The organism is Novosphingobium sp. BL-S-19, assembly GCF_055521675.1.
In genome coordinates this window covers 851,890-878,171 of the sequence record NZ_CM145498.1, presented here as the reverse complement: position 1 = coordinate 878,171, position 26,282 = coordinate 851,890, and the positions used below count along the sequence as shown (strand labels likewise).

Genomic DNA, 26,282 nt, shown 5'->3' with positions numbered 1-26,282 from the left:
ACCGAGTGGCGGGATAAACCCCTCTCCCGCCGCAACGAGACGCCCGGCCCCTCCTCCTTGGCCGGGCGTCTTTTCGTGTTCGTTGGAGGCCGCCGAATAATGCCCCTCGCATCGTCGTCGCGCCGCCTCCGATCACCGCAAACACAGCATTTCCAAACGGATCACAACGGGAAGTTCACAGGCGGTTCAGTGGAAACATTGCAGAAATGTTGCACGTGCCCGCTGGAACCGCCGTTGACTGGTTGGCCCGGAAAGGGAGTTCAATCGAGATGAATATCAGGATCAGGAATTTCGCCCTGGGCGCAGCGCTTGCGGCCTGCGCCGTCACCGCTTCGTCACCGGCGATGGCGCGTGGCGGCTATGGCGACGACACGGCAGCCGTGGCCATCGGCGCCGGCGTCATCGGGCTTGCCCTGGGTGCGGCGATCGCCGACCGGGGCGACCGCTACTACTACGATCGCGGCTATTACGGGTCGCGCCGCTACGTCACCGTGCGCGGCCGGCCGGGGTATTATTACTACTACGACGGCTATCCCAACCGGTACTATCAGGACCGCTATTACGATCGCTACTACGCGCCGTATTACCGCGAACACTATGGCCGTCCCGGCTGGGGCCGCCCTGGCTATGGCCGACCGGTTTATGGCCGTCCGGGCTATGCCCCGGGCCCCAACCGCTGGAACGATCATCGCGGCTGGGATGACCGGCGCGATTATGGGCACCGCGACTACGGCCGTCATGACGACCGTGGACGCCACGACAACGGGCACCGCGATAACGGTCGCCACGACGATCACGGGCGCGGCTGGCGCCGCTAAGCGGCGAACGGATACGACCGAACCATATCGTACCTGAAATCACAGGGCGGCGATCGAGCTTCGATCGCCGCCCTGTGCACGTCCGGTTCCGTCATCCGCACTCGCCAAGCCCTGCATGGGCGGCTATGGGGCGCCCATCATGGATATCGCCGACCTTCGGATCGCCCTGTTTTCGGGCAACTACAATTACGTGCGCGACGGCGCCAATCAGGCCCTCAATCGTCTGGTGGGATACCTGTTGAAGCAAGGCGCCCAAGTGCGCGTCTATGCGCCGGTGGTGGCCGAGCCCGCCTTTGCGCCGACCGGCGATCTGGTGGGCGTGTGCGCGGTGCCGATTCCAGGGCGTCCCGAATACCGCATTCCGCTTTCGATCGGCGCCAAGGCGCGCCGCGATCTCAATGCCTTCGCCCCCAACGTCATCCACCTTTCCTCCCCCGATCCGGTGGGGCATCAGGCGCTGAAGTGGGCGCGCAGCCGCAACCTGCCGGTGCTGTCCTCCGTCCACACGCGTTTCGAAACCTATCTGCGCTATTACAACATGGCCTGGGGCGAGCCGGTGATCGAGGCGATCCTGCGACGGTTCTACCGCCGCTGCGACGCGCTGGTGGCGCCGTCCGAATCGATGGCCCAGCTGCTGCGCGAACAGCGCATGAACTATGACGTGTCGATCTGGTCGCGCGGCGTCGATCGTGAGATCTTCCACCCGGACCGGCGCGATCTGGACTGGCGCCGCGCCCATGGCATCGCCGACAACGAGGTGACGATCGGCTTCCTCGGCCGTCTGGTGATGGAAAAGGGGCTGGACGTCTTTTCGGACACTCTGGACGAACTGACGCGGCGCGGCGTTGCCCACCGCGTGCTGGTGGTGGGCGAAGGCCCGGCCCGCGAATGGTTCGAGGAACGCCTGCCGCAGGCCGTCTTCGTCGGTTTCCAGCAGGGTGCCGACCTTGCCCGCGCAGTCGCCAGCATGGACATATTGTTCAACCCCTCGGTCACCGAAACGTTCGGCAACGTCACGCTGGAGGCGATGGCCTGCCGCCTGCCCGTGGTCGCCGCCGCCGCCACCGGCAGCCAGAGCCTTGTCGACGATCGCCAGTCCGGACGGCTGCTGCCGCCGGGCGCGATCCACCAGTTCGCCGAGGCGCTGAAGGCCTACATCGAAAATCCCGCCCTGCGCGAAGCGCACGGCGCCGCCGGGGAAGAGCGTGCGCTGGAATTCAGCTGGGATCGCATCAACAAGGAAGTGGCCGATACTTACGTGCGACTGGTACGCCGGAAGACCCGCGCCTGAAGCCGCCTCACACCTGAATCCGCTTCATACCGGCGCCGGCTCGGCAAGGCCCACCTCGTCAAAGTAGCGGCCCAAAGCGTCCACCGCCTTGTCGGTCAATTCGATGAAGGCGCGCCGGCGGTCGCTGTCGTCGCATACGCGGCGGAACAGCCCGCCGGTGACCATCTGGCCGATCCAGCGCAAGGCGGTCGTCGGCGGCACCGCCGCGGCGATGCAGAGCGAGGTGACAGAAACCTGTTTGCCCTCCTCACGCGCGGCGGCAAGGTCCAGCAGCATGTCCCAGGCCGGATCGGCAAACAGATCGCCCTCGATATAGCGCGCGCGCAGCTGTCGCTGGCGCAGGATCTTGCGCACCAGCCGCGGTTCCGGGAGGGCCATCGACGCCAGGCGCGAGGGCGCGACGGCCGGTTCGGCGGGGCGTTCGCGCGGTTCCGGCTCGCCGGTCGGTGCCAGCCGCTCGATCCGCCCGGCGATCTGGCCCACCTGTTCGGTCAGACGCAGGATCATCAGCCGATCGTCTTCCGACAGTTCGCGCACGCGGCTCTGCGGCAGCCCCGCCAGCACCCGCCCCAAGGCCACCAGCCGCTCCGCCGGCGTAGGATCGACCAGCAGCAGCGGATCCGAACTGTCCATGCAGGCGAAGACATCGTCGAGAGCGTCGACACTGGTCGAAACGATCAGCCGCACGCCTGACCGTGCGGCACGCAAGTCCAGCCGCGTCAGTGCGGCAATGGTCCCCAGGTCGGCAGTCGGGCAATCGACCAGTACGATTTCACCCAGCAGCAGATCCTGCGCGCTGGCATCGTCATCCAGCAGATCCGCCAGCGATCCGGCCCTGACGCGGAGCCCCGCTGCAACCGCGTCCTCGCGCATGGCGGCGTGGACGTGGGGACGCTCGGCAAAGATCGTGGCCAGAACCGATGGCCCCTGCGACGCTACCCCGCCGCGCCGATCCCCGCCGTAATTGAAATTCATCTCATCCATGCGCTCGCCTTCCGCATTTTCACGTGCGTGTAGAGAACATGGTCCACCGGAAAACCGGGCGTTAAATCCTTGTTAAGTGTAAGCCGCGTGGTTCCAGAGGCTCTCTCACCAGCCCGACAGTTCGCGGCGGACCAGTGCCTCCAGCATGTCGATCCCTGCAGGCGTGTCATTGAGGCAGGACAGCACCGCGAAATCGCTGCCGCCCGCACCCTCGAACACTTCGCGCGCGCGGATCGCCAGTTCCTCCAGCGTTTCCACGCAGTCGGCCGAAAAGCCCGGCGCGGCGATGGCGATGCGGCGGGTGCCTGCCTTCGCCTCGGTTTCGAGCAAGTGCTCGGTCGACGGCTCCAGCCACTTGGCGCGGCCGAAGCGGGACTGGAAGCTGGTTTCGATGCGCAGCGCCGGGAAACGCGGCTGCAGCCGTTCGACCAGCAGATGCGATGTCTCGCGGCAATGCCAGTAGTAGGGATCGCCAAGGTCGGTCGTACGCTGCGGCATGCCGTGGAACGACAGCACCAGCACTTCGGGCACGAAGGCCAGCGCTTCCAGCTGCCGGGAAAGATCGGTTTCCAGAGCGTCGATATGCACGCGATCGGCGTAGTAGGGCGGTAGAGTGCGCAGCGTCGGTTGCGCGCGCATGGCCGCCATCGCCTGCCCCACCTTGTCCGCCACCGACGCCGTCGTCGCGCCCGAATATTGCGGATAGAGCGGTGCGATCAGGATGCGGTCGCAGCCCGCCGCCTTCATCGCGGCAAGACGCGCGGGGATGGCGGGATTACCATAGCGCATTGCCCAGTCGACCGTGATGTCCGCCCCCAACCGCTGCTGCAGCTTTTCCGCCTGCGCGGCGGTGATGGCGGCCAAGGGAGAGCCCTTGTCGGTCCAGACTTGTCCATAGGCATGGGCGGACTTCGCCGGCCGCGTGCGCAGGATCACCCCGTGAAGGATCGGCTTCCACGCGATCGCCGGGATTTCCACCACGCGCGGGTCGGACAGGAATTCCGCCAGATAGCGGCGCACCGCCGGCGCGGTAGGGGCATCGGGGGTGCCAAGGTTCACCAGCAGCACGCCGATGCGCGGATCGGAAGTGGCCATCAGAACTCCTCGGCAAACAGGGGAAGGCGACGGAAGCGGAGCCCGGTCGCCGAGTAAAGCGCATTGGCGACGGCGGGAGCGACGGCGGCGGTGCCCAGTTCGCCGGGGTCGGCCGGATCGGCCTTGCTCTCGATGAAGTCCACTTCGATGCGCGGGCAATCGGCCAGCGCGGGCAGCGCCATGTCGCCCAGCCGGTCGCTGTCCGGCCGCCCGCCGACATAGCGCGGCGCGCAGCCCAGGGTCAGGCCCAGCCCGAACACCAGACCGCCCTCGATCTGCTGGCGGGCGATGTCGTAATTGACGATCCGGCCGATGTCGGCAACCGCGCTCAGCCGGTCCACCCGCACACCGTTCTCGTCCCGCCGGGCGCTGGCGATCACCGCGATGCGCCCCGCGCCGATCACGTGGCAGGCGATGCCCTGCCCGCTGTTGTCTCCCCCGCCGCCCCATTCGGCCAGCGCCGCCACCCGCTGCAGGCATTCGGCCAGACGCGGATCGCCGCCCAGCATCGCCATGCGATAGGACAGCGGCTCCCGCCCGGCGCGATGGGCCAATTCGTCCACGAAGCTCTCGTTGAAGAACGCGGTATAGCCATGCGCATTGCCGCGCATCCGCGCCGTCGGCAGGTCGATGGTCGCGGTGATGTGGTCGACGGCGAGCGCGGGGATGGCATAGGCGGGAACCGCACCCTCCAGCGCCATCGGATCGGCCTTGCCCGCCACGGCGGCTATCGCGTCTCCGGCGCTGTCCCCGTCGAAGAAGCGGCGGCCAAATTCGCGGGCGCTGGCCGGCACGGCGATGCGCGCGCGCCAGCCGGCGATGCCGCCTTCGGCATTGGGGCGCGCGGCCATTACCGCCACTGCAGGCGTGCGCGGGAAAGCGGCGCGGAATTCTTCTCCGCGCGGCCAGGTCAGTTGCACCGGCCGTTCCATCGTCTTCGCCAGCTGTGCGACTTGCGCGGCGTGCTGGCATTCCAGCCGCAAGTCGAAGCTGCCGCCCAGCGCCACGGGATAGAGCACGACCGCGCGCGGGCCGATGCCCACGGCCTCTGCCGCCGCTGCGCGCACCGCTTCGGGGGCCTGCGTGCCGATCCAGAGTTCCAGCTTGCCGTCCGCGAAGCGCGCCGTGGCGCTGGCAGTTTCTATCGTCGCATGGGTGGCCGGCGCGACTTCGTAGCGGACCTGGAACGGCAGCAAGCCGTCCACGGTAGCCTCATCGCCGGTCCGGTGAATCCGCTCCCCCGCGCCGGTGCGCATCGCCGCGTCCAGCGCGTTGTCCACCACGTCGCTATCCAGCGCGCCGATCACGCGGTAGCGCGGCCGGGCGCGGACCAGTGCCGTCTCCGCGCTCCACCAGTCATCCGCAACGGCGGCGACCCAGCCGGGCCCGTGCACGAACCGATGGAACCCGCGCACGGACTTGCCCGCCTGCTCGTCCAGCGCGGAGACTTCGGCCATCGCCCCTTTGCCGCCGACCAGCGGGGCATGGCGGATGGAGGCACGCAACATGTCCGGCAGGCGGACGTCGCCGGCGAATATCCACGATCCATCGACCTTGGAAGGCAGGTCCAGCCGGGGATAGTGCAGCTTCGCGCCGGGCGGGAACTCGCCGGGCTTTTCTGCGGGAAAATCGGGCCGCAGCGGCGGCGGATTGGGCGGCGAGAGTGCCGCCGCCTCCGCTGCCAACACGCCGAAAGGCAGCACTTTGCCGGCATGGTGGACCAGCCCCGCGCCCACTTCGCATTCCTCTGCAGCGATGCCCCAGCGCGCGGCGGCGGCCTGCGCCAGCAGGGCCCGCGCCGAAGCCGCTGCGGCGCGCGCCGGCTCCTCATAGGCGGCCAGCGCAGTGCCGTTCGCGGTCACATTGAAACGATGGTCCTGCGCCCAGCGGCGAGTGACGAACGCGTCGGGGGCTTCGGCCAGCGAGGGCGCCAGCGGCATCCACAGCGGCGCCCATTCGGCCGCCAGCACGGTGTTCGCATAAAGCCCGCTGACCGGCGCGGGCTCCACCGCCACCTGCCGCCAGTCCGCGCCCAGTTCCCAGGCGACCACTTGCGGCAGCAGCGTGGTCACGCCCTGCCCCATCTCCACTTGCGGCACTGCGACGCTGACCACGCCGTCCGCGCCGATCTTGATCCAGGCACCGAAAGCATATTCGTCCGGCCCGGGTTCCAGCGGCAGCGCAAAGCGATGCGGGCGCAGCAGATAACCGACGGCAAGGCCGCCGCCCGCCAGCGCACCGATCAGGACGCCGCGCCGCGAAACCTGCATCAGATCTGGTCCAGCCAATCCGATATGCGGCGGCCCAGCGCCACGAAAGCTTCCGCCTGCGGGCCGGTTCCGGCGGCCGGCGGGGTGCCGGCATCGCTGTCCCGCCGGATCGCGATGTCCAGCGGAATGCGGCCCAGGAAGTCCAGCCCCATCGTTCGCGCCGCTGCCTCCGCGCCGCCCACGCCGAAGGGATCGCTCACTTCGCCGCAGTGCGGGCAGGCATAGCCGGCCATGTTCTCCACCACGCCGACCACCGGCACGCCGCTCTTTTCGAACAGAGACACCGCGCGGGCGGCGTCCATCAGCGCCAGATCCTGCGGGGTGGAGACGATCACCGCACCGGCCGGCTTGAACTTCTGCAGCATGGTCAGTTGCACGTCGCCGGTGCCGGGCGGCAGATCGACCACGATGACTTCCGCATTTTCCCAGTGCGCCTCAAGAAACTGGGTGACCGCGCCCGCCACCATCGATCCGCGCCAGGCAATCGCCTGACCGGGTTCGGACAGTTGCGCCATCGACAGCACCGGCACGCCCCACTGGCTGGCCACCGGCACGAGCCGGCTTTCATGCGCGACCGGGCGCTGCCCCTCGGTGCCGAGCAGCCGCGCCTGCGACGGGCCGGAAATATCCGCGTCCACCAGACCGACCCGGCGGCCCAGCCGGGCCAGCGCCACCGCCAGATTGGCCGCCAGCGTGGACTTGCCGACGCCGCCCTTGCCCGATCCCACCGCCAGGATGTGCTGGCGCGGCTTTTCGCCCATGACTGCGACGTGGACTTCGCCGACACCTTCCGCCGTTTTCAGCGCCGCCGTCACCGCCGGTTCGATCGCGGCCTGTTCCTGCACGGACAGGCCGGTGCCGTCGATCACCACGACCGCGCGCCCATCGGTCAGCCGCAACGATCGCACGCGCGGCGCCAAGTCCGGCGAAATCAGCGATTTCAGGCGATCGGCATCGTGGCCGGAAGCATCGGGGGTAGTCATGAAGTCCTGCAAAGAATGTGGGGAGAATGGGGCATGAACAGGGTTCAGGTGGCCCAGTCGAGGAAAAAGGGCAAGAGAGGCACTGTTTTTGATGAAAAAGGCTTCCTATAGATGGGGACATGACAGCATTCGGTGACGCCATCTCACGCGCCGGCCTTGGTGCCGCACAAGATACAGGCTCCGGCGGAGCACTCGCCATGACCGGCCGCAAGAGCCCTTGGGGTTCAGGCGGCGATGGAGACGGTCAGGGCGGGGACGATGGACACGGTTCCGGGAACCCCGGTGCTGACGGCGGTGCTGAAGGCGGCTCTGATGCCCCCGGCCCGGAAGGCGCCGCGCCGGGTGGACCCGATGGCAATGCCCCCGGCAACAGCGAAGGCGCGAAGGGCGGATCGGCTCCCACTGGAAAGGGCGGCGACAGGCCTGACGACAGGCCTGGCCCCAACGATCCGCGCGGGCCGCGCAATCCCTGGCTGCCCAGCGGCGGCACGCCGCCGCGCCGCTCCGCCAGCATCGAAGACATTTTCCGCCCGCGCGATCCGCGCCGCGGCGGCGGCGGTTCCGGCGGTGGCGGCCTGGGCGGCGGTTTCCCCAACCTGCCGCGCCGCGCCGATGGCACCTCGTGGCTGCCGCTGGGCATCGGCGTGGCGGTATTGGGCGTAGTGCTCCTGTCCTGCATCCACTCGCTCAGCCCGCAGGAACAGGGCGTTGTCACGCGCTTCGGCCATTTCTCGCGCGTGATCGATTCCGGCGTCTCGCTGACCTTGCCCTGGCCGATCGAGCAGGTGGACAAGACCGACGTGCGCTCTTTCGCGGTGGACACGATCCCCGACGGAGAGAGCGAGAAGCTGATGCTGACCAGCGACAAGAACCTTGTCGACCTCAGCTATCTGGTCCGCTGGAACATCAAGGACCTGACGGACTATTCCTATCGCCTGATCGATCCCAAGGACACCGTGCGCGAAGTGGCGGAGGCCGCCATGCGCGCCTCCATCGCCCAAGTGTCTCTGAACGAGGCGCTGTCCGGCGCCGGCCGCGCGAGCGTGGAACGCGACGTGCGCGAGCGGACGCAGCGCATCCTCGATTACTATCGTTCCGGCGTGTCGATCCAGGGCATAGAGATCAAAAAGGCGGACCCGCCATCGAAGACCCGCGCGGCGTTCGATCAGGTCAACGTCGCCCAGCAGGAAGCCGATCGCGACCGTTCCAACGCACGCGCCAACGCGCAGCAGACGCTGGCGATCGCACAAGGTGAGGCTGCCGCGTTCGACAAGGTTTACGAGGAATACAAGCTGGCACCCGAAGTGACGCGGCGGCGCATGTATTACGAGACGATGGAGCGCGTGATCTCCCAGAACGATACGGTCGTGGCCGAACCCAAGAACATGACGAGCTACCTGCCGCTTCCGGAAATGAAGCGCCGCATCGATCCCGCGCCGGGCGACATCACCGTCACCGCCGGCCCGGCCGCCACGCAGGGAGGCCAGTGATGGGCGTGTGGCAGAACTACAAGGCCGCCTGGATCGCCGGGGGCGTCGTCGCCGTCGCGGTGCTGATGAGCGTCATCGTGGTGCCGGAGACCGAACAGGTCGTGGTCGTGCGCACCGGCCGGCCCGACCGCGTGTACAACGGCTATGTTCCCGGCGCACCGTTCGGCGCCACCGATGCCGGCATCCACTGGCGCATCCCCGGTCTTGAGCGCGCCGTGCGCATCGACAAGCGTCTGCTTTCGGTGGACATGCAGCAGGAACAGGTACTCTCCACCGATCAGCTTCGCCTGAACGTGGATGCATTCGCCCGCTACCGGATCATCGATCCGGTAAAGATGGTACAGACGGCGCGAACCACCGAGAACGTGACCGAGCAGCTTCAGCCCATCCTCTCCTCCGTCGTGCGGCAGGAACTGGGCAAGCGCACCTTCCAGTCGCTGCTGACGGCGGAACGGGGCGAGGCCATGGCCCATATCCGTGACGGGCTGGACCGCGAGGCCCGCGAATATGGCGCGCAAGTGGTTGACGTACGGATCAAGCGGGCGGACCTGCCAGAAGGCGCGCTGGAAAGCGCTTTCGCCCGCATGCAGGCCACGCGCCAGGAAGAAGCCAAGACGATCGCCGCGCAGGGCAACAAGGATGCGCAGATCATCCGCGCCGATGCCGAGGCGCAGGCCGCGCGCATCTATGCCGAAGCTTTTGGCAAGGATCCCAAGTTCTACGACTTCTACCGCGCGATGAAGAGCTATTCGATCTCGTTCGCCAAGGGCGAGTCCGGCAAGACCATTCTGCTTTCGCCCGACAACGCCTATCTTCAGCATTTCCGGGAACCGTAAGGCTTTCCGAACGATCAACGGATCGGCGCGCGTTTGCACCGGCCCGACGCGAGAGCGCCATTCAAATCCGGTTAAGCTCGCGGAGCGTCAACCGGGGGCGATGACGACAGGATGTGACCCTGCACCGCCAGGACGGAGGAATCAAAGGACGTGAAGCCCGTGCGATACGCTTATGGATTGACCACAGCGCTCCTGCTGGGAGGCGCGACCGCCACTCTGCTCGCCGGCTATCCGGCTGGCGCCCAGGTCGCCCAGAACGAAGCCAGCCAGATGGCCCGCGTGGTGCCCCGATCGGGCGCCCCGGCAAGCTTCGCGGACCTGACCGAGCAGCTGGCGCCCTCCGTGGTCAACATCTCCACCCGCCAGCGCGTGCAAGTGCAAGGCGGCGGCGCCAATCCCTTCGCGGGCACGCCCTTCGAGGGCCTGTTCGGCGGTGGCGGCGGCGGCTCCGGCCCGCAGACGCGTGAGGCGCAGTCGCTCGGTTCGGGCTTCATCGTCTCGGCCGACGGCTACATCGTCACCAACAACCACGTGATCACCGCAGAGGGCAAGGGCGAGGTCGAATCGATCACCGTCATCATGCCCGATGGTACCGAGTATCCGGCCAAGCTGATCGGCAAGGACGCTGCTTCGGACCTTGCGGTGCTGAAGATCACCGCCCCCAAGGCGCTGCCCTTCGTGAAGTTCGGAGACAGCTCCAAGGCGCGCGTGGGTGACTGGGTGGTGGCCATCGGCAACCCCTTCGGCCTGGGCGGCACGGTCACCGCGGGCATCGTTTCCGCCGTGTACCGCAACACCGGTGCCGGCGGTGCCTACGACCGCTATCTCCAGACCGACGCCTCGATCAACCGCGGCAACTCGGGCGGCCCGATGTTCGACATGAGCGGGCAGGTGATCGGCATCAACAACGCCATCTTCTCCCCCACCGGCGGCAGCGTCGGCATCGGCTTTGCGATTCCTTCGGAAATCGCCTCGCCCATCGTCGAGAAACTGATCAAGGGTGAAAAGATCCAGCGCGGCTATCTGGGCGTGCAGATCCAGGCGCTGAACGAAGATCTGGCGGATTCGCTTGGCCTTGAACACAACAAGGGCGAATTCATCCAGAGCGTCGTCGCCGATGGCGCCGCCGCCAAGGCCGGCATCCAGGCTGGTGACGTGGTGGTGAAGGTCGCCGGCAAGGAAGTGACGCGCGACCAGAGCCTCTCGTTCATCGTCGCCAATACGACGCCGGGCACCAAGGTTCCGGTCGAACTGATCCGCAACGGCCGCCGCATGACGGTGACCGCCACGGTAGCCCAGCGCCCGAGCGAGGACGATCTGGCCCAAAGCTTCGACAGCAGCGGCGACGATCAGGACACCGACGCCTTCAACAACCCGCCGGCGCAGCAGGAGCAGGGCGTGATCGAAAAGGCCACCGGCCTTTCGGTGACCCCGCTGACCTCTACGATCGCCCGCCAGCTGGGCGCGGCGGAAGGTACCAAGGGCCTGGTCATCATCTCGGTCGATCCCAGCTCGGACGCCGGCCAGAAGGGCTTTGCCCGCGGCTTCATCATCCTTTCGGCAAACAACCAGCCGGTGACGTCGAAGGCCGATTTCGAAAACGTGATCAAGGCGGCCAAGGCCGACAATCGCGCCGCGATCCTACTGCGCGTTCAGCCGCGTGGCCAGCCCGCCGCCTTCGTGCCGGTGCGCCTGCGTTAAGAGCGTTGTTTGGGAAATGCCCGAAAGGGCATTTCCTAAGCGGCACCGACCCTCTCCCCCACCCGACCACCCACTAGTGTACCCTGATGGGTGGTCGGGTGGGGGAGAGGGCCGGTGCCGCCAAAATCCGCCTGCGGCGGATTTTCAAACGAACCCTGAATCGAAGCGCCCGCCGGGAAACCCGCGGGCGTTTTCGCATCTGGAGCCTGTCGGTCGCCTCGCTATAACGGGCCCATGTCATCGGCCGATCATGAACGCGAAGAGGAAGCGGACGGCCTGCGCAAGATAATCCATGTCGACATGGATGCCTTCTACGCCAGCGTCGAACAGCGCGACGAGCCTTCGCTGAAGGGCCAGCCGGTCGCCGTGGGCGGATCCTCCCAGCGCGGCGTGGTGGCCGCCGCCAGTTACGAGGCGCGCAAGTTCGGCGTGCGGTCCGCCATGCCATCGGCCCGGGCAATACGGCTCTGCCCGGACCTGATCTTCCGCAAGCCCCGCTTCGACGTCTACCGCCAGGTGAGCGATCAGATCCGCGCGATCTTCCTGGACTACACCCCCCACGTGGAGCCGCTCTCGCTGGACGAGGCCTATCTGGACGTCACGGCGGACCTCAAGGGCATCGGCTCCGCCACCCGCATTGCCGAGGAGATCCGCCGCCGCATCAAGGCGGAGACCGGCCTTACCGCCAGCGCGGGCGTCTCCTACAACAAGTTCCTGGCAAAACTGGCCAGCGACCAGAACAAGCCCGACGGGCTCTGCGTGATCCGCCCGGGCGAAGGCGCGCAGTTCGTGGCAGGGCTGCCGGTGCGGCGCTTTCACGGCGTGGGCCCGCGCGGGGCGGAGAAGATGGCGCGGCTGGGGATCGAGACCGGCGCAGACCTCGTCGCCAAGGATCTGGCCTTCCTGCGCGCCAACTTCGGCAGTTTCGCCGAGTACCTGTTCCGTGCCGCGCGGGGCGTGGACTTGCGCCAGGTCCGCGCCGACCGGCCGCGAAAGTCCGTTGGCGGGGAACGCACCTTTTTCGAGAATATCGCGGGTGCCGACACCCTGCGCGCGACGATGGACGAGATCGTCGAGATCGTCTGGGCCCGCATCGAACGCGCCGATACGCGGGGGCGCACGGTGACGCTGAAGCTGCGCTATGCCGATTTCACCACGCTGACGCGCGCGCGATCGCTCCACCATTTCGTGGCGGACAAGGCGGAATTCTCCGCCATCGGCCATGCCCTGCTGGACGATCTTATGCCCCTGCCCCAGCCGATCCGGCTGATGGGCTTGACGCTATCGGCACTGGAACGGGGCGAGGACGAGGTACGCCCCGCGAAGGACGGGCAACTTACCCTTCTCTAACCCGCGTTCATGCGCTCCACCCATTCGCCGATCTTGCGGGCGAGCCCCGTCGGCATCGCTTCCGGCAGGGCATCGAGCGGGAACAGCGCGATCTCCACGATCTCTCGCCCATCCCACCGGGGTGTACCCTCCACCCGGCCGACGACCATGTGCACGCGGTTGCTGGCGCCCTGCAGATCCTCATCCACCGCCAGCAGTTCGCGGCCGTTCAGCAGCGGGCGGCCGGTCTCTTCCTCGAACTCGCGCATTCCGGCGGCCAGCGCGCTTTCGGCGCGGTTCATGCCGCCGCCGGGCGGCATCCACTTGCCCGATCCGTAGGAGTGGCGCAGCAGCAGCAATCGTCCCTCCGGATCGAAAGCCAAGACCCGCACGCCTTCAAGCTTCGGGCGCCGCACCCGCCAGACCGCCATGCGCACGCGGTGGGCGATGCGGTAGAGGGCCCGGTGCAGGCTGGCGGGCAGAAGGTTCAGCAGAAGCACGTCACCTTGTGGCGGGCCGCGCGCAGCAGGCGGGCGATGGGCAGGTCATGCTCGCCCTTCGTCGCCGCCTCGAAGATCGCGCGCTTGTCCTCGCCGCGGATCACGAAAACGATCTCGTCGCTGTCTACCAGTGCCGGGATGGTCAGGCTCACGCGGTCGAACGGCGCTTCGGGCGGCAGCGGATCGGGCGTCAGGCGGCGGACCGGATAAGGATCGTCCGCCTGCGGATCGGTGTTGGGGAATAGAGAGGCGATGTGCCCGTCGCCGCCCATGCCCATCCAGGCGATGGCGAAGTGCGGCGGCTGCGCATCTTCGGTCAACGGCACGATCTGCGCGCCCACCGGCTCCAGCCGGGCGCGGATCTTGCCCACGTTGCTGGCGGGGTGATCCTCATCGACGATGCGGTCGTCCCCCGGCCAGACCGCGATGCGGTGCCAGGGCAGGTCTTCCTTCGCCAGCAGGTCGAAGATCGGGAACGGCGTGGAGCCGCCGGGAACGGTGATCGCGATATCGTCCGGACTGGTGGCAAGCGCGGCCTTCAGGCGCGCGGCGAACCACTGGGCGATGGCGGCGTTATCGGCGTTTTCGATGATTTCCAGCTTGGGCATGGAGGGAGCATTAGCACTCCCGCCCGCCCAAGAGCCAGTAGCAGAGTTGGTTTAAAATTCGCCTCAGGCGAAATTGGCGGCACCGGCCCGCTCCCCCGCCCGATCTCCCCTACCGGGTAGAATCTGGGAGGTCGGGCGGGGGAGCGGGCCGGTGCCGCCGGGAAAATGCCCTTGCGGGCATTTTCCTCAAACCAATACCTTATGCGAGAATTTCGCGCAGGAACCAGGCACGCTGTTCGGCCTGGTCGGTCCAGTCGTCGATGATGCCGTCGGTGGCATTGTCGCCCGCGTCGCCGGCCAGTTCCTTGGTCGCCTTCAGCGAGGCGACGTAGGAGGAATTGTCCTCGAACAGTTCCTTCACCATCGCCATCGCGTCCAGCGAGGTCTTGTCCTGATCGGCGATCGAGGTCTTGGCGCCGATCGAACCGATCGAGGTAAGCGTGGTGCCGCCCAGCTTGCGCACGCGTTCGGCGATCAGGTCGGTCAGGCCGAAGATTTCCGTCGCCTGCGTATCGAACAGCAGGTGCAGGTCGTGGAACTGCGGGCCCTTGACGTGCCAATGGAAGTTCTTGGTCTTCACATAGAGCGCGAAGGTATCGGCCAGCAGCCCGTTAAGGCTATCGATCAGCGCTGCCTTCGAATTGTCGTTCTTGGAAGTCATGCCTTGGTTCCTTGATTGGACAGTCATGGGGGGATGTCGGGGTGAAGTGTAGAGTGGTGAACGGATGAATTGAAGACTGGTTCGAATGCGAAATTTCGATCAGACTAGTGAGAATTCCCGAAGGAACAGCACCGCTGCCGCCAGCAGGAGCAGCAGGCCGATCAGCCGCCGGCCCCAGCGCAGCCATGGCCGCTGGAACATCTCTGGCGCCGCCCAGGCCGCCCCCGCCAGCACCGCGCCGCCCAATGCACCGCCAGCCCCGGCCGCAAAGGGTGCCGCCAGTCCTACGCCCAGCCCGAAGACCAGAAAGCGCGCGGCGTCGGTCAGTTCCTGGGCGAAAAGCACAAGCGCCAGTGCGCCCAGCGAATTGGTCGGCTCTTTCGGCGCGCGGCGCGGCACCAGCACCATCAGTTCGGCGCCCGCCAGCGCCAGCGCAATTCCCGCGAAAATCGCGCGCGCCGGCAGCGGCAGTTGTACCAGCAAGAGACTGGCCGCCCATGCGGCCACGCCTGCGGTCAGCACCGCGCAGGCCAGCGCCACCAGCAGCACACCCGGCCGTGCGCCCTGACGCCGGGACAGCCCCGCCACGGTCGCCTGATCGCGCGCGCCGAACCCGGCCAGCAGCACCGCGATCCATGTCAGGTAAAAGGCGGACATCGGGGCCTTCCAGGAAATTCCACTTGTTACCGGCTAGTTAGACCAGTTTCCCGAAATTGTCTTGCGCAAGCTCACCGTGTGTCTGCCCGCGCAATCAGCGCGTCCAGCGCGGCGCGGCCCTGCCGCAGCTCGGTCAGGATCTTGCCCAGTTCGTGCCGGGTAATCCGCTTGCCGCCCTCGCTATCCACCGCCTGCGCCTCTACCAGCCGGTGCAGCGCCTCCACCAGTGCCAGGATGGGGTCGACGCCCAGCATCCGTTCGGGCAAGGCCACCGCGCGGACTTGCGCCAGCCCAAGGCAACGGTCTATGGCTCCGGGGCCGAAGATCCTTTCGATGCCCAGCAGCATCATCGGATCCAGGCTGGTCGCTTCGGACTTCGCATTGCGAATCGTTCCCGGCGAACATCCCAGCCTTTCGGCGAGCTGGCGATCATTGAGGGCCTGGCTCTTCTGGATCTGTCGGATAATTGCCGAAACTGCCTTGCGATACTCATCGCTGGTGGGTGCGCCGGAGCGGGTTGCAGTCATGCGGAACGCTTTCCTGACGATGAACGCGAATACAGCACGTTGTGACGATTTATGAGAATCACTCCAAGACCTTGTCGACGAATCTGCCCTAATGGGGCGACGATATGAATTTCAGCCGACGTAACTTCATTGTCGCCGCGACGGCATTTGCGGCGAGTTCCTCGACTGCGGCCAGCGCCATTTCCTCCTCGCCCTTCGGCGTGGGCGGCGTGCTGCCCGAACTGCCGCGCGCACCGCTGCCCGGCCCCGGCGTGGCGCCCACCGCTCCGGCGGCGCTGCCCGCCGTGCGTGCCGGGGTGAACCCCGCGCTGTTCGATGCCGCGATGGCTGCGCTGGACCGCCATGGCGGCCGGGTGATGCGGGATCGAATCGGCATCGTCGATTTCTCCTCCTCCTCGTCCGACCCGCGTCTGCACCTCGTGGACCTGGTGGGAGGCACCACCTCCACGCTGCATGTCGCCCATGGCAGCGGTTCGGATCCGAGCCACACCGGATGGTTGCAACGCTTCTCCAACAGCCCCGGTTCCAACGCGACCAGTGAAGGCGCCTATCTGACGTCCGATTACTACTTCGGCCGCCACGGCCGTTCGCAGCGACTGATCGGGCTGGACGCCAGCAACAGCAACGCGCTGGAACGTGCCATCGTGATCCACGGGGCCTGGTATGCGGAACCGTCGATGATCGCGGTGCACGGCAAGCTGGGCCGTAGCCAAGGCTGCCTTGCGGTAGGCGACAGCCTGCTGAACCGCGCGTTCGACCACCTCGGTTCGGGCCGGATGATCTACGCCGCCAAGGTGGCCTGAGGTTTGAGCCGACCTTGGGGTTGGCTACGAAATCTTCAGGGATACTGCGCCCGGATCGCGCACGCCGGGATCGACCAGCGCCGCCGGGCGAGACCACTTGCCCGCGCCGCGCCGGCCGGTGACGCGCACGTCACGCACCGATCCCGCCGCCACTACCCCGGCCCGCGCGCCGAGGCCTAGGCCATCGATCTCCAGGTCCGATACAGTCACCCCCTGCGTGGAGCAGGCGATGGCGTCCGCACCGGCGCGTTGCACGCTGCAATCGGGCCGGCCCTGGATATGCACCGCGCCCTGATTGATGCCCTTGCGCGTCACGCAGTCCACCAGCGTCACGCGCTGGGCGGTAATGCGCGCATTGCCGAAGGTGCCGTAGCTACGCTCCGAATTGAGGTAGAGCCCCGCACAGGCTGAGCGCACCACGCGCACGTCGGACACGGTTACGTCCGCACCGCCCACCACCGCCACGCCGCGCGCATGGCCGTCGGTGATCGTCAGCCGGCTCGCCCGGACGTTGGTGACGCGGCGGCCCTTCTGGTTCGGCCGGTCATAGCTGACCACGGCAAAGCCATCGTCGCCGGTATTGATCGCCTGATAGTCGCTCACCGCGATGTCCGACGATCCGTTGGTGATATGCAGCCCGTCCGCCATCGTATCGCGCACCAGAATGCGGCGCAGCGTGCCGCCATGCGCATCGTCCAGCGCAATGCCCGCCGTCGCCGCGCCGCGCACGGTCACATTGGTCAACGTGAAGCCATGCGCCGCCTGCACCAGCAGGCCGAAGCCCGAATAGGCCTGAATGCGCTTGGTCGCCGGGGAGGTCAGCGTCAGGTCGCTGACCCGCGCGCCGCTGCCGGTTAGGCGCAGACGGCCCTTGTTGGGGTCGAGCGCCTTAAGGGTCGCGCCCATGCCCTCGATCGCGCCGCCGTCGAGGGCGAGCATGTCCGAATGGCAATAAGTGCCGCCCTTCTCCAGCCGCAGCACGCCCTTCGCCTGCGAGCACCAGTCCAGCGCACGCTGGAGTGCGGCCTGCTGGTCGCGTGCCGGGTCGGAAATCGCGCCAAACTCGCGAATGTCGCGCACCGGTGCGGCCGCTGCGGCGCGCGCCGCGACCGGCAGCAGGGCCAGCGCGGCAACCATGGCGCGGCGGGAGAGGACGGGTCTGGTCATCGGATCACTCCGGCTCCAGCGAAAGGTTTCGCGTATCGAGTACGGGCGCCCGCCCGGCGCCCTCGCGCAAGTGCAGCAGCACCAGCTTCGAGACGACGACGCCGATCGTCACGCTCAGCACCAGATTCTGCAGCAGCACCGCCACGGCCACGGTCTGCGCCGCGCCCAGCAGCGGCGCCAGCATCAGTGTGGCCGCGAAGCTGGCTACACCGAGGAAGCCGCCGATCACCCACCACTTCTCGCTATTGAGCGCCGCCACCGCCATGCCGAACGGCGCGGCGACGCACGTGACGAAGGCGCTGGCGAACAGCGGCAGGGCAAGGTCGAACGAAACGCTGGCATGGATCCAGCCGAGCCGGCCGAGGATCAGCACCGCCGCCACCGCCAACGGCAGGTAGACGGCTGCGAAAGCCACCGAAAGCTGCGTGTTGCGCCAGATCGTGCCGCGTACGGCGGTCCAGTCCTGCTCGGCCGCTGCCTTTATCAGCCGCGGGGCGAAGGCGATCGACAGGCCATGGAGGAACACCGAGACGGCGGAGGACAGCTTGCGCACCAGTTCGAAGGTCGCCACCGCCTGCGGCACGCCCAGCGCGGTCAGCGCCAGGGTGGGCAGGCTTTCGGTGGCGGACATGACAATGCCGCTGACCAGAAACGTGCGGCTCTCGCTCCACAGCAGGCGCACGTGTTCCATCCGCATCGGCTGCATGGTCAGCGCCGCCAGTCCCCGGCGCAACGCGATCGACAGCAGCGAGGGCACCATATAGGCGGCGGACATCGCCAGCGAGATCGCCATCCAGTCTGGATGCAGCGCGAAGAACCACGATGCCGCGAACAGCAGTGTCAGCATCACCGGCGGCACCACGTAGAACAGGCATACCGCCAGCAATTGCCGGTCCAGCGCAACCTGCCGCACTTCCTCGATCCGCGCGATTGCCAGCGAGCACACTGCCACGAAGATCGCCGCCAGCGCCATCAGGGGCACGCCCATGGCGACATGGCTGACCGCCATGCCCGTCGTGACCAGCGCGAGAAACACCAGCAGGATGTGCCAGGCCGAAATGTCCGGCCGGTCCGGCAGCAGGATCGATCGCAGATAGCCCTGCTTGGCATACTGGGCGACCGGGCCGATCACCAGCATCCCCACCGCGAAGGAACTGGCGCCCAGCCCGTATTGCAACCCGTCCAGCAGCGATGCCGCCACCAGCGGGGGCAGGAAGCCCACTCCGCCCGCCATCAGGCGCGCCAGCAGCAGCCAGGAAAGCTTCATGCGGAGGCTCCTGCCGAGGGCGCCAGCATCTCGTCCACCACGCGGTCCCAGGTGCGCGGGGCCGCCAGCGCGGCTTTGGGCGCATCCAGCGCGGCGCGCATGGCCGCGACGATGGAGGCCGGATCGCCGACGCGGTAGCCGTGCCGCGTGGGCTTGCCGCCTTGCACGAAGTCCGGGCAGACCGCCGGAAGCCCCGCCGCCTCGAACTGCAGCAGCTTCATGGAGGTATCGATCAGATAGTCCGACGCCAGCGCAGAGCGATAAGGCGCGATTCCCAGGGTGGCGTGGCGGATATAGGGAATGGTGTCGCGGAACGGCATTTCCGGCAGCCAGTGCAGATTGGCGCGGTCGGTGCCCTGATGCCCCGATCCGATCACGGTGAACTGCAGATCGGGAAAGGCCTGCGCGGCGACGTCGAACACTTGCGGATCGAACAGCATCGATCCCACCGAAACCGCCGCCCGCGCGCCTTCATAGGGATCGGGCAGGGAACCGGCGAAGAACGCATCGTCCAGCCCATGCGCGATCACGCGGTGCTCGGCGATGCTGCGGTGATCGGGGATCATCAACGCGGAGGGCAACCGGGCGTAAGCGATGGCGGGCGCCGCTTCCGCAAGCTGATCGTCGTAATAGCGGCTGAGGCCGATGGTCCCCAGCGTGTCCGACGCGTTGTAGATCACTTTCGCCGCCGGGTTCAGGCGGCGGATTTCCGAGAGCAGCGCCACTGCACTGCCGGACTCGACGACGATGGTGGCGGCCTTGCGGATCATGGCGCGCACGATTGGCGGCATCCGCCGGCGGTAGACCGCGCTCGCCAGTGGGTTCCACACGCGCCCCGCTGCCGAGGCCACGTTCACCGGGTGCAGCAGCGAGTGCCAGAGGTAGCAGGAAACGCCATTGGCGGTCAGCCCCATCTCCGGAAACTGCCGATGCCGGGTATCGCGCCCTTTCAGCTTCGACAGCGCGCTGGAATGGGTGCTGAGGAACATCGTCTCACCGCGCGCGGCCAGCGCGTCGGTGATGAAATGAATATTGGCGCGCTTCTTCGAACGATAATCGTGCGCGGAACTGATCACCAGATAGGGGGCCGGAAAGGCGCTCATGCCCGCAGGCTCCGCTTCAGGTCGGCAAGATAGGCGGCGTGGCGCGCGACGACGGCGGCCTTGGCACTGGCGGCGGCATGGCGTCGGCGAATGCTCACGTGATCGGGGCGCGGTTCCTGCCGCAATTGCCGGATCATCGCATCCGCCAGCGCATCGGGATCGCCGGGTTCGGCCAAGATGCCCAGTTCGGGGGCGACGATCAGGTCCTCCGGCCCGAAATCGCACTTGGCGGCCACCACCGGCAGGCCCACGCTAAGCGCCTCGACAATGGCGACGCCGAAGCCTTCCCAGCGCGACGCGGTAACGAAGGCGCGCGCGGCGGAGAGTTCGGCCGACGGATCCGCCACCATGCCGGCAAGGCGCACATTGTCCTGCAATCCCAGCCGTTCGATCAGCGCCTCCAGCTTGGGACGTTCCGGCCCCTCGCCCACGATCGTCAGCCGAGCATCGGGAAATTCATCGACCACGCGGCGGAAGGCGGTGATCGCGATATCGTGCCCCTTCTGATAGGCCAGCCGCGCCACCGTGACGAAGTTTCGGCTGGCCAGCGCGGTTTCGCCCACCTGCACATGGTCGCCCAACTGGCGGACCGGGTTGGGCATGTGCTCCACCGCTACCCCGCCGCCCATCATCGCAGCGGCATGGCGCGCCAATCCCGGAGAAACCGCGATTACGCCCGCGAACCGGGGCGCGGCCGGTTTCAGGAAGGCAAACAGCACCCGCGATTTCAGCGATACGGCGCGCTCGATCTCCGGATTGCCGTGCAGGTGAAGCACGATGTTCGTCCGCCGCCCGCGCAGGCGATCCTGCAGCAGGCAGAGGAAGGCGATTTCGAACTGGGGGACCACGACGATGTCGAAACCCTGCCGGTCCAGCACGCGCTGGACGGCGGCGGGAATGTGCCGCGTGCGCTCGGCCTCCCCGCGAATGACCGCATAGGCGGGGTCGACGACTTCGGGATAGTCGCGAAAATAGAGCACACTGACATCGAAACGTGGGTTTTCGAAAGTCGCGAGCGCCGATGCGATCTCGTCGGTCACCCGCTCGATCCCCGCGAACTGCTTTGACGGCGGGACCACATAGAGCACCCTAAGCGGCATCCGATCCGCTGCCATATCCGTCATCTGCCTGTCGCTTTGATCCATGCCGAATTGTCCTAGATAGTCGCGGGCGGGCGGCCGGGCGGCGATCACGCCGCAGCCAGATCGCGATAAAGCCCCAGCAGTTCCTCGTTCATCCGTTCCGCGCGGAACCGCGTTTCGAAGTGCTCGCGCGCGGCAATGCCCATGCGGCGGAACTCGGCGACCCCGTAGCGTTCGAGCACGGCGGCCAGGAAATCCGGATCCGCATTGTCCACCAGCACCCCGGTCACGCCGTCGGCCACCAGATGCGGAAAAGCGCCGCCATTGGTGGCGATCAGCGCGCGGCCGGCGCGCATCGTTTCCAGTGCGACCAGCGGCAGACCCTCCCAGCGGCTGGGCATGACCACCGCATCCGCCTCCACGATCGCCTGCGCCACGCTTTCGCGCGGCAGCCAGCCTTTGAACTCGATAGGCAACCCTTCCGCGCTGGGCCGCCGGTCGCCGCGTACGACGTCGCCCACCACGGTCAATTTCGCCTTGCCCTGCGGCAGACGCGCGCAGGCGTCCAGCAGCAGATCGAAGCCCTTTTGATGGTCCAGCCGCCCGATGAACAGCAGGTGGACAGGCCCCCCGGGCGCCTCGGCTGGCCGTAGCGGCGGCGCGGCGGGCAAATCGCCGATGCCGGAGACGACAAGGCCCAGCTTGTCCTCCGGAAACCCGCTATGGCGCAGGAAGTCCGCCTCATGCGGGGAGATATTGACGATCCGATCGGTGACGTGGCTGAGCGAACGCTCGATCGCGGCGACCACCGATCGGCCGGTCAGCGGCTTGTCCGGATCGATCATCCAGCCATGCGCGCAATAGACCGTCTTGGGGCGCGGACGCGTGCCGATCACCGCCAGCCGCCCGATGGCGCCGGCCAGAGTGCTGTGCAGATGCACGACATCGGGGCGATAGCGCTGGACGATCCGCCGCACGGCGCTGGCCAGCCGCAAGGTGGCGGGCACGGTACGCTGCTGCTGTTCGTAGGAGAATGCCAGCAGGCCCGGGCTGTCCGGCAGCAAGTGCATCTGGCTCTGCGGCACCAGGATAGCCACCTTGCGCTTGCCCAACTGGCTGATCTGCGCGGGCAGCACTTCCTGCAGATAGCTGGCCGGCCCGCCGGGCAGGCATTCGCACACGTGCAGGACCTTGATGTCCAGATCGGTCATGCGGCGATATCCTTGAGCGCGGCGTTCTTGCGTGCGGCGTTCTTGACGCTGGCGTCCTTCAACAGGGCGACCATGGTGCGGGCAGAGTGCTCCCAACTGTAGCGGGCCGCGCGTTCGTGGCCCTTGCGGACCAGTTCGTCCCGCAGGCCCGGCTCGTCCCGGATGCGCAGGATCGCGTCCAGCCATTGCCGGGCATCGGTGGGATCGGCCAGAATCGCCGCATCGCCCACCACCTCGGGCAGCGCCGAAGTGTTGGAAACGATCGCCGGGCAGGCCATCTGCATCGCCTCCACCGCCGGCACACCGAACCCTTCGAAGAACGACGGGAAGACGAAAGCCAGCGCGCGAGCATAAAGCGCCTTCAACTGGCCGTCGGACACGCGGCCAAGATCGACGACATCGCCGCCATAGCCGTCGCGCGAACCGAAGATGCTGCTGATTCCGCCGCCGGCCACGACAACGGCAATGCCGTGAGAACGCAGTTCGTCCGCCAGCCCCGCGATCAGCCCGATGTTCTTGTTGGCCGACTGGCTGCCCAGGCACAGCACGAAACTTCCGCGCACCGCATCGGGCAGGCCGTCCAGACTTTCGGGCGCGATCGCCGCAAAATTGTCCGCCGCGTTGTAAGTGATCGCATCGGGCGGGCGCCGCGCGATCTTCAGGTCCTGCAATTTCTGCGCGGAGAATTGGGAAACCGTGGTCCAGCGGGCACTGCGCCGCAGCACCAGCGGGATCATCAGATCGTACCAGCGGCGAAACGCGGCGGAAAAATTCTCCGGCATCAGCCAGGGATGCGCATCGTGCACGCAAGTCACCTGCGCGCGGGCAAGCAACGGCGCCATGTTGCACAAGTTCAGGATCGCGGCGCCACCGGCGATGCGGGGCAAGGTGGTCTGTTCCCACACCACCCCGCGCGACGGACCGCCCCGCACTTCGGGAATGGCGCTGGTGAAGGCAGCGGCATCGGACTGCGGGCGGGCGACGACGAACTGCATCCCCCGCACCTGTGGATCGTCCGCCGCGACCATCCCGTCGATAGCCCGCACGATTTCGCGGGCATAGCGCTCGACCCCGGTGGTGGCCTTGTCGAGAAAGCGGCCATTGATGACTACGCGCATGTTGGGATCCTTAGACGCGGGAGGCCGCGTTCAGCGCGACGGCGCGTGGCGGCATCGGGCCGGTCGCTTTGGTCTTTCGCGGAATTTTCGGATTGGCCGGCACCCATTTGCCCCAGACCACGGCGCAGACGATGATGCCGATCAGCACCGAGACGGCGCGCCCATCGTAGATGTAGCCGATCCGTGTCATTTCGAGCATCGAATAGAGAAACACCGGATAGATATAGCGCATCGGCCCTAATCCGCTTTTCAATGACGAATAGGATATTCCGGCAATCGCGCCGTAGATGATCATCAGAAATATCGCGAGAACCCAGCCCCAGTCATAGATCACGGTCAGAATACCGGTGGTATTATTGTATTCCGGCGTGGCGTAAACCGACAGGAAGCTGAGGAACCACGATCCATCCTTGGTCGCGGGCCGCGTCGGCAGCAATTGGCCGATCACCGGAAACTTGTAGAGCCAGTTGAGCGTCCATTCCCCGCGAAACGTGGGATTGGGCGAATAGCGCAGCAGTGCGCAGATATTGTTGATTGACGTTGCGTAGTAGAGCGCGAAACGATCGGCAATGAAGTGCCAGAAGTTATCGTAGATGTTCACGTAGTGATTGATCCACGACCGCGGGTATTCGAAAATCGCGAAGAATATCGGCGCCCCGGCGTAGAGAAGGTAAGGGAAGAACCGGAAACCCAGATCGGTCACCCGCGCGCGCGGCGCCTTGGACGTGGCATAGACGGCGAACAGCGGCACCACGAGTTCGACAATGGCGATGCGTTCCGAAAACACTATTGCCCGGAACACGGCCAAGCCGATGATGCCCCAGAGCATCCGGTGATAACGGCGCGGAATCTTCTGCCCGTCCTGAAACACCTTCATCCCGTAGATGATTGCATAGGCGATGCCGAACTGGGTGGCGGTGGTGATGCCCGAGATATTCGGCGCTGACTCACGCACTTCGTACATGGCCCCGCGAGAGGCGGACATCGTCGCCATGATCACATCGGGATGCAGGACGATGAGCGGGCCGAACCAGATCAGGTAGGCAGCCAGCGTCATGAAGAACAGGAAGTCCAGCGCGCGGTTGCGGATCACCAGCTTGCGCCGGAACGGAAACCGTTCGGTCAGCACCGCGCCGACCATCAGCGCCAGCAGCAGCGAAACGCCCTGCACCAGGTTCTCGAACGTGACGTAGACCCGGTGCGACTGCAGCACAGGCGCGGTGCGGATCACGGCCGGCGTCACCAGAGCCAGCAGGATAAAGAAAGGCATGACGAAAAAAGCGGTCAGCGCAGCGGGCGAATGCCACCACCTGATGCCTTTGAGCCTTGCCAAGGAACTCGCAACCATTACCGCGCCTCGCCAATATTCATTGTTATGAACAGCGCTTTTTGAATACGCGACAATATTCAAAATTATTCATGGACTGGCAGTATTGAAACCGACCCGAGCCAATCCATGAACATCAAAATCAGTCAGACCCGAACAAGTCGCGGGTAAATACCTTGTCCACCACGTCCTCGATCTCTGCCGTCATGCGATTGGCGATGATCACGTCCGCCTCCTGCTTGAAGACATCCAGATCGCGCACCACGCGGGAGTTGTAGAATTCGTTCTCGACCATGGCCGGTTCGTAGATCACGACCTCGATACCCTTGGCCTTGATCCGCTTCATGATGCCCTGGATGGAAGACTGGCGGAAATTGTCCGACCCCGCCTTCATCACCAGGCGGAACACGCCCACCTTGCGCGGGCGCCGCGCGATGATCTGGTCCGACAGGAAATCCTTGCGCGTGCGGTTCGCATCCACGATCGCGCGGATCAGGTTCTGCGGAACCTCCGAATAGTTCGCCAACAGCTGCTTGGTGTCCTTCGGCAGGCAATAGCCGCCGTAGCCGAAGCTGGGGTTGTTGTAGTGCATGCCGATGCGCGGATCGAGGCCGACGCCTTCGATGATCTGGCGCGTGTCCATGCCGCCGGCGATGGCGTAGCTATCCAGTTCGTTGAAGAAGGCGACGCGCATTGCAAGGTAGGTGTTGGCGAAAAGCTTGATCGCCTCCGCCTCGCGCGTGTCGGTGAAGAGGATTTCGACGTCCTTCTTCTCCGCGCCGCCCAGCAGCAGGTCCGCGAACACGCGCGCGCGTTCCGACTGCTCGCCCACGATGATGCGCGAAGGATGGAGGTTGTCGTAGAGTGCACGGCCTTCGCGCAGGAATTCGGGGCTGAAGATCACGTTTTCGGTGCGATAGCGTAGCCGCACATCGTCCACGAAGCCGACCGGGATCGTAGATTTCACCACGATCGTCGCCGCAGGATTGAGCTGCGTGGCAAGCTGGATCACCGTTTCCACCGAGGACGTGTCGAACTTGTCGGTGTTCACATCGTAGTTGGTGGGCGTCGCCACGATGACGTAGTCAGCCCCTGCCAGCGCCTCGGCCGGGTCCAGCGTGGCAGTGAGATCGAGATCGCGCGTCGCCAGGAAAGTTTCCAGCTCCGCATCGACGATCGGAGACTTGCGCGCCTCCAGCAAGGCCACCCGGTCCGCCGAAATGTCCACCGCGAAAACCGTGTTGTGCTGCGCCAGAAGCACCGCGTTGGAAAGGCCAACGTAACCCAGTCCGAAAACGGCGATCTTCATAAACTCGCTCTCATGCTAAACGATGTATCCAGCCGTAACTATGCGGCTTTCTGCTGCAGTCGCAATCTACTCCGAAGGCGACGATCGGACCCATTCGGCTACCCCGTGGCTAAGTCTATTGAGGGCCCGAGCGACGCCGTCAAAC

At 66.3% G+C, this 26,282-nt stretch carries 24 protein-coding genes; 7 read left to right on the top strand and 17 right to left on the bottom strand.

Annotated features, from left to right (window positions below; all coding sequences use genetic code 11):
- The first annotated feature begins 269 nt into the window (after positions 1-269).
- Positions 270-818, top strand: coding sequence for a hypothetical protein (locus ACZ1JV_RS12535; RefSeq protein WP_465151806.1), 549 nt, complete (start codon positions 270-272; stop codon positions 816-818).
- Between the two features lie 139 nt (positions 819-957).
- On the top strand, positions 958-2,109 hold the full coding sequence (locus ACZ1JV_RS12530; protein ID WP_465136054.1) for a glycosyltransferase family 4 protein: 1,152 nt from the start codon (positions 958-960) through the stop codon (positions 2,107-2,109).
- A gap of 24 nt (positions 2,110-2,133) precedes the next feature.
- On the opposite strand, the gene ACZ1JV_RS12525 is transcribed toward ACZ1JV_RS12530, so the two are convergent.
- From ACZ1JV_RS12525 to ACZ1JV_RS12510, 4 genes are all read right to left on the bottom strand, one after another.
- Positions 2,134-3,084, bottom strand: coding sequence for a MarR family transcriptional regulator (locus ACZ1JV_RS12525; RefSeq protein WP_465152557.1), 951 nt, complete (start codon positions 3,082-3,084; stop codon positions 2,134-2,136).
- Between the two features lie 114 nt (positions 3,085-3,198).
- A complete protein-coding gene (gene hemH, locus ACZ1JV_RS12520) occupies positions 3,199-4,188 on the bottom strand; it encodes a ferrochelatase (RefSeq protein ID WP_465151805.1) in 990 nt (329 codons plus the stop codon).
- Positions 4,188-6,458 carry a molybdopterin cofactor-binding domain-containing protein gene (locus tag ACZ1JV_RS12515; protein ID WP_465152556.1) on the bottom strand — a complete coding sequence of 757 codons (2,271 nt, stop codon included), beginning with the start codon at positions 6,456-6,458 and terminating at the stop codon, positions 4,188-4,190. The genes hemH and ACZ1JV_RS12515 overlap by 1 nt, the downstream gene beginning before the upstream one ends.
- Positions 6,458-7,441, bottom strand: a complete 984-nt coding sequence (locus tag ACZ1JV_RS12510) for a P-loop NTPase (protein WP_465151804.1) — start codon at positions 7,439-7,441, stop codon at positions 6,458-6,460. Before ACZ1JV_RS12510 ends, ACZ1JV_RS12515 begins: the two co-directional genes overlap by 1 nt.
- Positions 7,442-7,638: 197 nt before the next feature.
- Here ACZ1JV_RS12510 and hflK point away from each other — a divergent pair, with 197 nt between their 5' ends.
- From hflK to dinB, 4 genes are all read left to right on the top strand, one after another.
- Positions 7,639-8,931 carry a protease modulator HflK gene (hflK, locus tag ACZ1JV_RS12505; RefSeq protein WP_465152555.1) on the top strand — a complete coding sequence of 431 codons (1,293 nt, stop codon included), beginning with the start codon at positions 7,639-7,641 and terminating at the stop codon, positions 8,929-8,931.
- The gene (gene hflC / locus ACZ1JV_RS12500) at positions 8,931-9,767 is read left to right on the top strand and encodes a protease modulator HflC (RefSeq protein ID WP_465151803.1); all 837 of its coding nucleotides are present in this window, start codon (positions 8,931-8,933) and stop codon (positions 9,765-9,767) included. Before hflK ends, hflC begins: the two co-directional genes overlap by 1 nt.
- Before the next feature lie 159 nt (positions 9,768-9,926).
- Positions 9,927-11,468 (top strand): Do family serine endopeptidase, encoded by a 1,542-nt coding sequence (locus ACZ1JV_RS12495; RefSeq protein ID WP_465152554.1) that lies wholly within the window; start codon positions 9,927-9,929, stop codon positions 11,466-11,468.
- Positions 11,469-11,702: 234 nt separating this feature from the next.
- Positions 11,703-12,818 carry a DNA polymerase IV gene (gene dinB / locus ACZ1JV_RS12490; RefSeq protein ID WP_465151802.1) on the top strand — a complete coding sequence of 372 codons (1,116 nt, stop codon included), beginning with the start codon at positions 11,703-11,705 and terminating at the stop codon, positions 12,816-12,818.
- Here dinB and ACZ1JV_RS12485 read toward each other — a convergent pair.
- From ACZ1JV_RS12485 to ACZ1JV_RS12465, 5 genes are all read right to left on the bottom strand, one after another.
- On the bottom strand, positions 12,815-13,297 hold the full coding sequence (locus ACZ1JV_RS12485) for an NUDIX domain-containing protein (RefSeq protein ID WP_465151801.1): 483 nt from the start codon (positions 13,295-13,297) through the stop codon (positions 12,815-12,817). The two genes, dinB and ACZ1JV_RS12485, sit on opposite strands and share 4 nt — an antisense overlap.
- Positions 13,285-13,905 (bottom strand): 6-phosphogluconolactonase, encoded by a 621-nt coding sequence (locus ACZ1JV_RS12480; protein WP_465151800.1) that lies wholly within the window; start codon positions 13,903-13,905, stop codon positions 13,285-13,287. Before ACZ1JV_RS12480 ends, ACZ1JV_RS12485 begins: the two co-directional genes overlap by 13 nt.
- A 199-nt stretch (positions 13,906-14,104) precedes the next feature.
- The gene (locus ACZ1JV_RS12475; protein WP_465136063.1) at positions 14,105-14,566 is read right to left on the bottom strand and encodes a Dps family protein; all 462 of its coding nucleotides are present in this window, start codon (positions 14,564-14,566) and stop codon (positions 14,105-14,107) included.
- Positions 14,567-14,665: 99 nt separating this feature from the next.
- Positions 14,666-15,223: a hypothetical protein gene (locus tag ACZ1JV_RS12470; protein ID WP_465151799.1), complete on the bottom strand. Its 558-nt coding sequence runs from the start codon at positions 15,221-15,223 to the stop codon at positions 14,666-14,668.
- A gap of 71 nt (positions 15,224-15,294) precedes the next feature.
- Positions 15,295-15,750, bottom strand: coding sequence for an XRE family transcriptional regulator (locus tag ACZ1JV_RS12465; protein WP_465136065.1), 456 nt, complete (start codon positions 15,748-15,750; stop codon positions 15,295-15,297).
- A 104-nt stretch (positions 15,751-15,854) separates the two neighbouring features.
- Here ACZ1JV_RS12465 and ACZ1JV_RS12460 point away from each other — a divergent pair, with 104 nt between their 5' ends.
- Positions 15,855-16,553 carry a murein L,D-transpeptidase catalytic domain family protein gene (locus tag ACZ1JV_RS12460; RefSeq protein WP_465136066.1) on the top strand — a complete coding sequence of 233 codons (699 nt, stop codon included), beginning with the start codon at positions 15,855-15,857 and terminating at the stop codon, positions 16,551-16,553.
- Positions 16,554-16,577: 24 nt separating this feature from the next.
- Here the strand turns inward: ACZ1JV_RS12460 and ACZ1JV_RS12455 are convergent, their stop codons facing one another.
- The 8 genes from ACZ1JV_RS12455 to ACZ1JV_RS12420 all read right to left on the bottom strand — a co-directional run bounded on the left by ACZ1JV_RS12455 (position 16,578) and on the right by ACZ1JV_RS12420 (position 26,137).
- Positions 16,578-17,720, bottom strand: a complete 1,143-nt coding sequence (locus ACZ1JV_RS12455) for a glycosyl hydrolase family 28 protein (protein ID WP_465151798.1) — start codon at positions 17,718-17,720, stop codon at positions 16,578-16,580.
- Positions 17,721-17,724: 4 nt separating this feature from the next.
- A complete protein-coding gene (locus ACZ1JV_RS12450) occupies positions 17,725-18,987 on the bottom strand; it encodes a polysaccharide biosynthesis protein (protein WP_465151797.1) in 1,263 nt (420 codons plus the stop codon).
- A complete protein-coding gene (locus ACZ1JV_RS12445; RefSeq protein WP_465151796.1) occupies positions 18,984-20,090 on the bottom strand; it encodes a GumK N-terminal domain-containing glycosyltransferase in 1,107 nt (368 codons plus the stop codon). The genes ACZ1JV_RS12450 and ACZ1JV_RS12445 overlap by 4 nt, the downstream gene beginning before the upstream one ends.
- The gene (locus tag ACZ1JV_RS12440; protein WP_465151795.1) at positions 20,087-21,214 is read right to left on the bottom strand and encodes a glycosyltransferase; all 1,128 of its coding nucleotides are present in this window, start codon (positions 21,212-21,214) and stop codon (positions 20,087-20,089) included. The genes ACZ1JV_RS12445 and ACZ1JV_RS12440 overlap by 4 nt, the downstream gene beginning before the upstream one ends.
- 65 nt (positions 21,215-21,279) lie before the next feature.
- Positions 21,280-22,383, bottom strand: coding sequence for a glycosyltransferase (locus ACZ1JV_RS12435; RefSeq protein ID WP_465151794.1), 1,104 nt, complete (start codon positions 22,381-22,383; stop codon positions 21,280-21,282).
- Complete coding sequence (locus ACZ1JV_RS12430; RefSeq protein ID WP_465151793.1) at positions 22,380-23,501, bottom strand: glycosyltransferase family 4 protein; 1,122 nt, start codon at positions 23,499-23,501, stop codon at positions 22,380-22,382. The genes ACZ1JV_RS12435 and ACZ1JV_RS12430 overlap by 4 nt, the downstream gene beginning before the upstream one ends.
- A 10-nt stretch (positions 23,502-23,511) precedes the next feature.
- Positions 23,512-24,771 (bottom strand): oligosaccharide repeat unit polymerase, encoded by a 1,260-nt coding sequence (locus tag ACZ1JV_RS12425; RefSeq protein ID WP_465151792.1) that lies wholly within the window; start codon positions 24,769-24,771, stop codon positions 23,512-23,514.
- Positions 24,772-24,970: 199 nt separating this feature from the next.
- A complete protein-coding gene (locus ACZ1JV_RS12420) occupies positions 24,971-26,137 on the bottom strand; it encodes a nucleotide sugar dehydrogenase (protein ID WP_465151791.1) in 1,167 nt (388 codons plus the stop codon).
- Positions 26,138-26,282 lie beyond the last annotated feature (145 nt).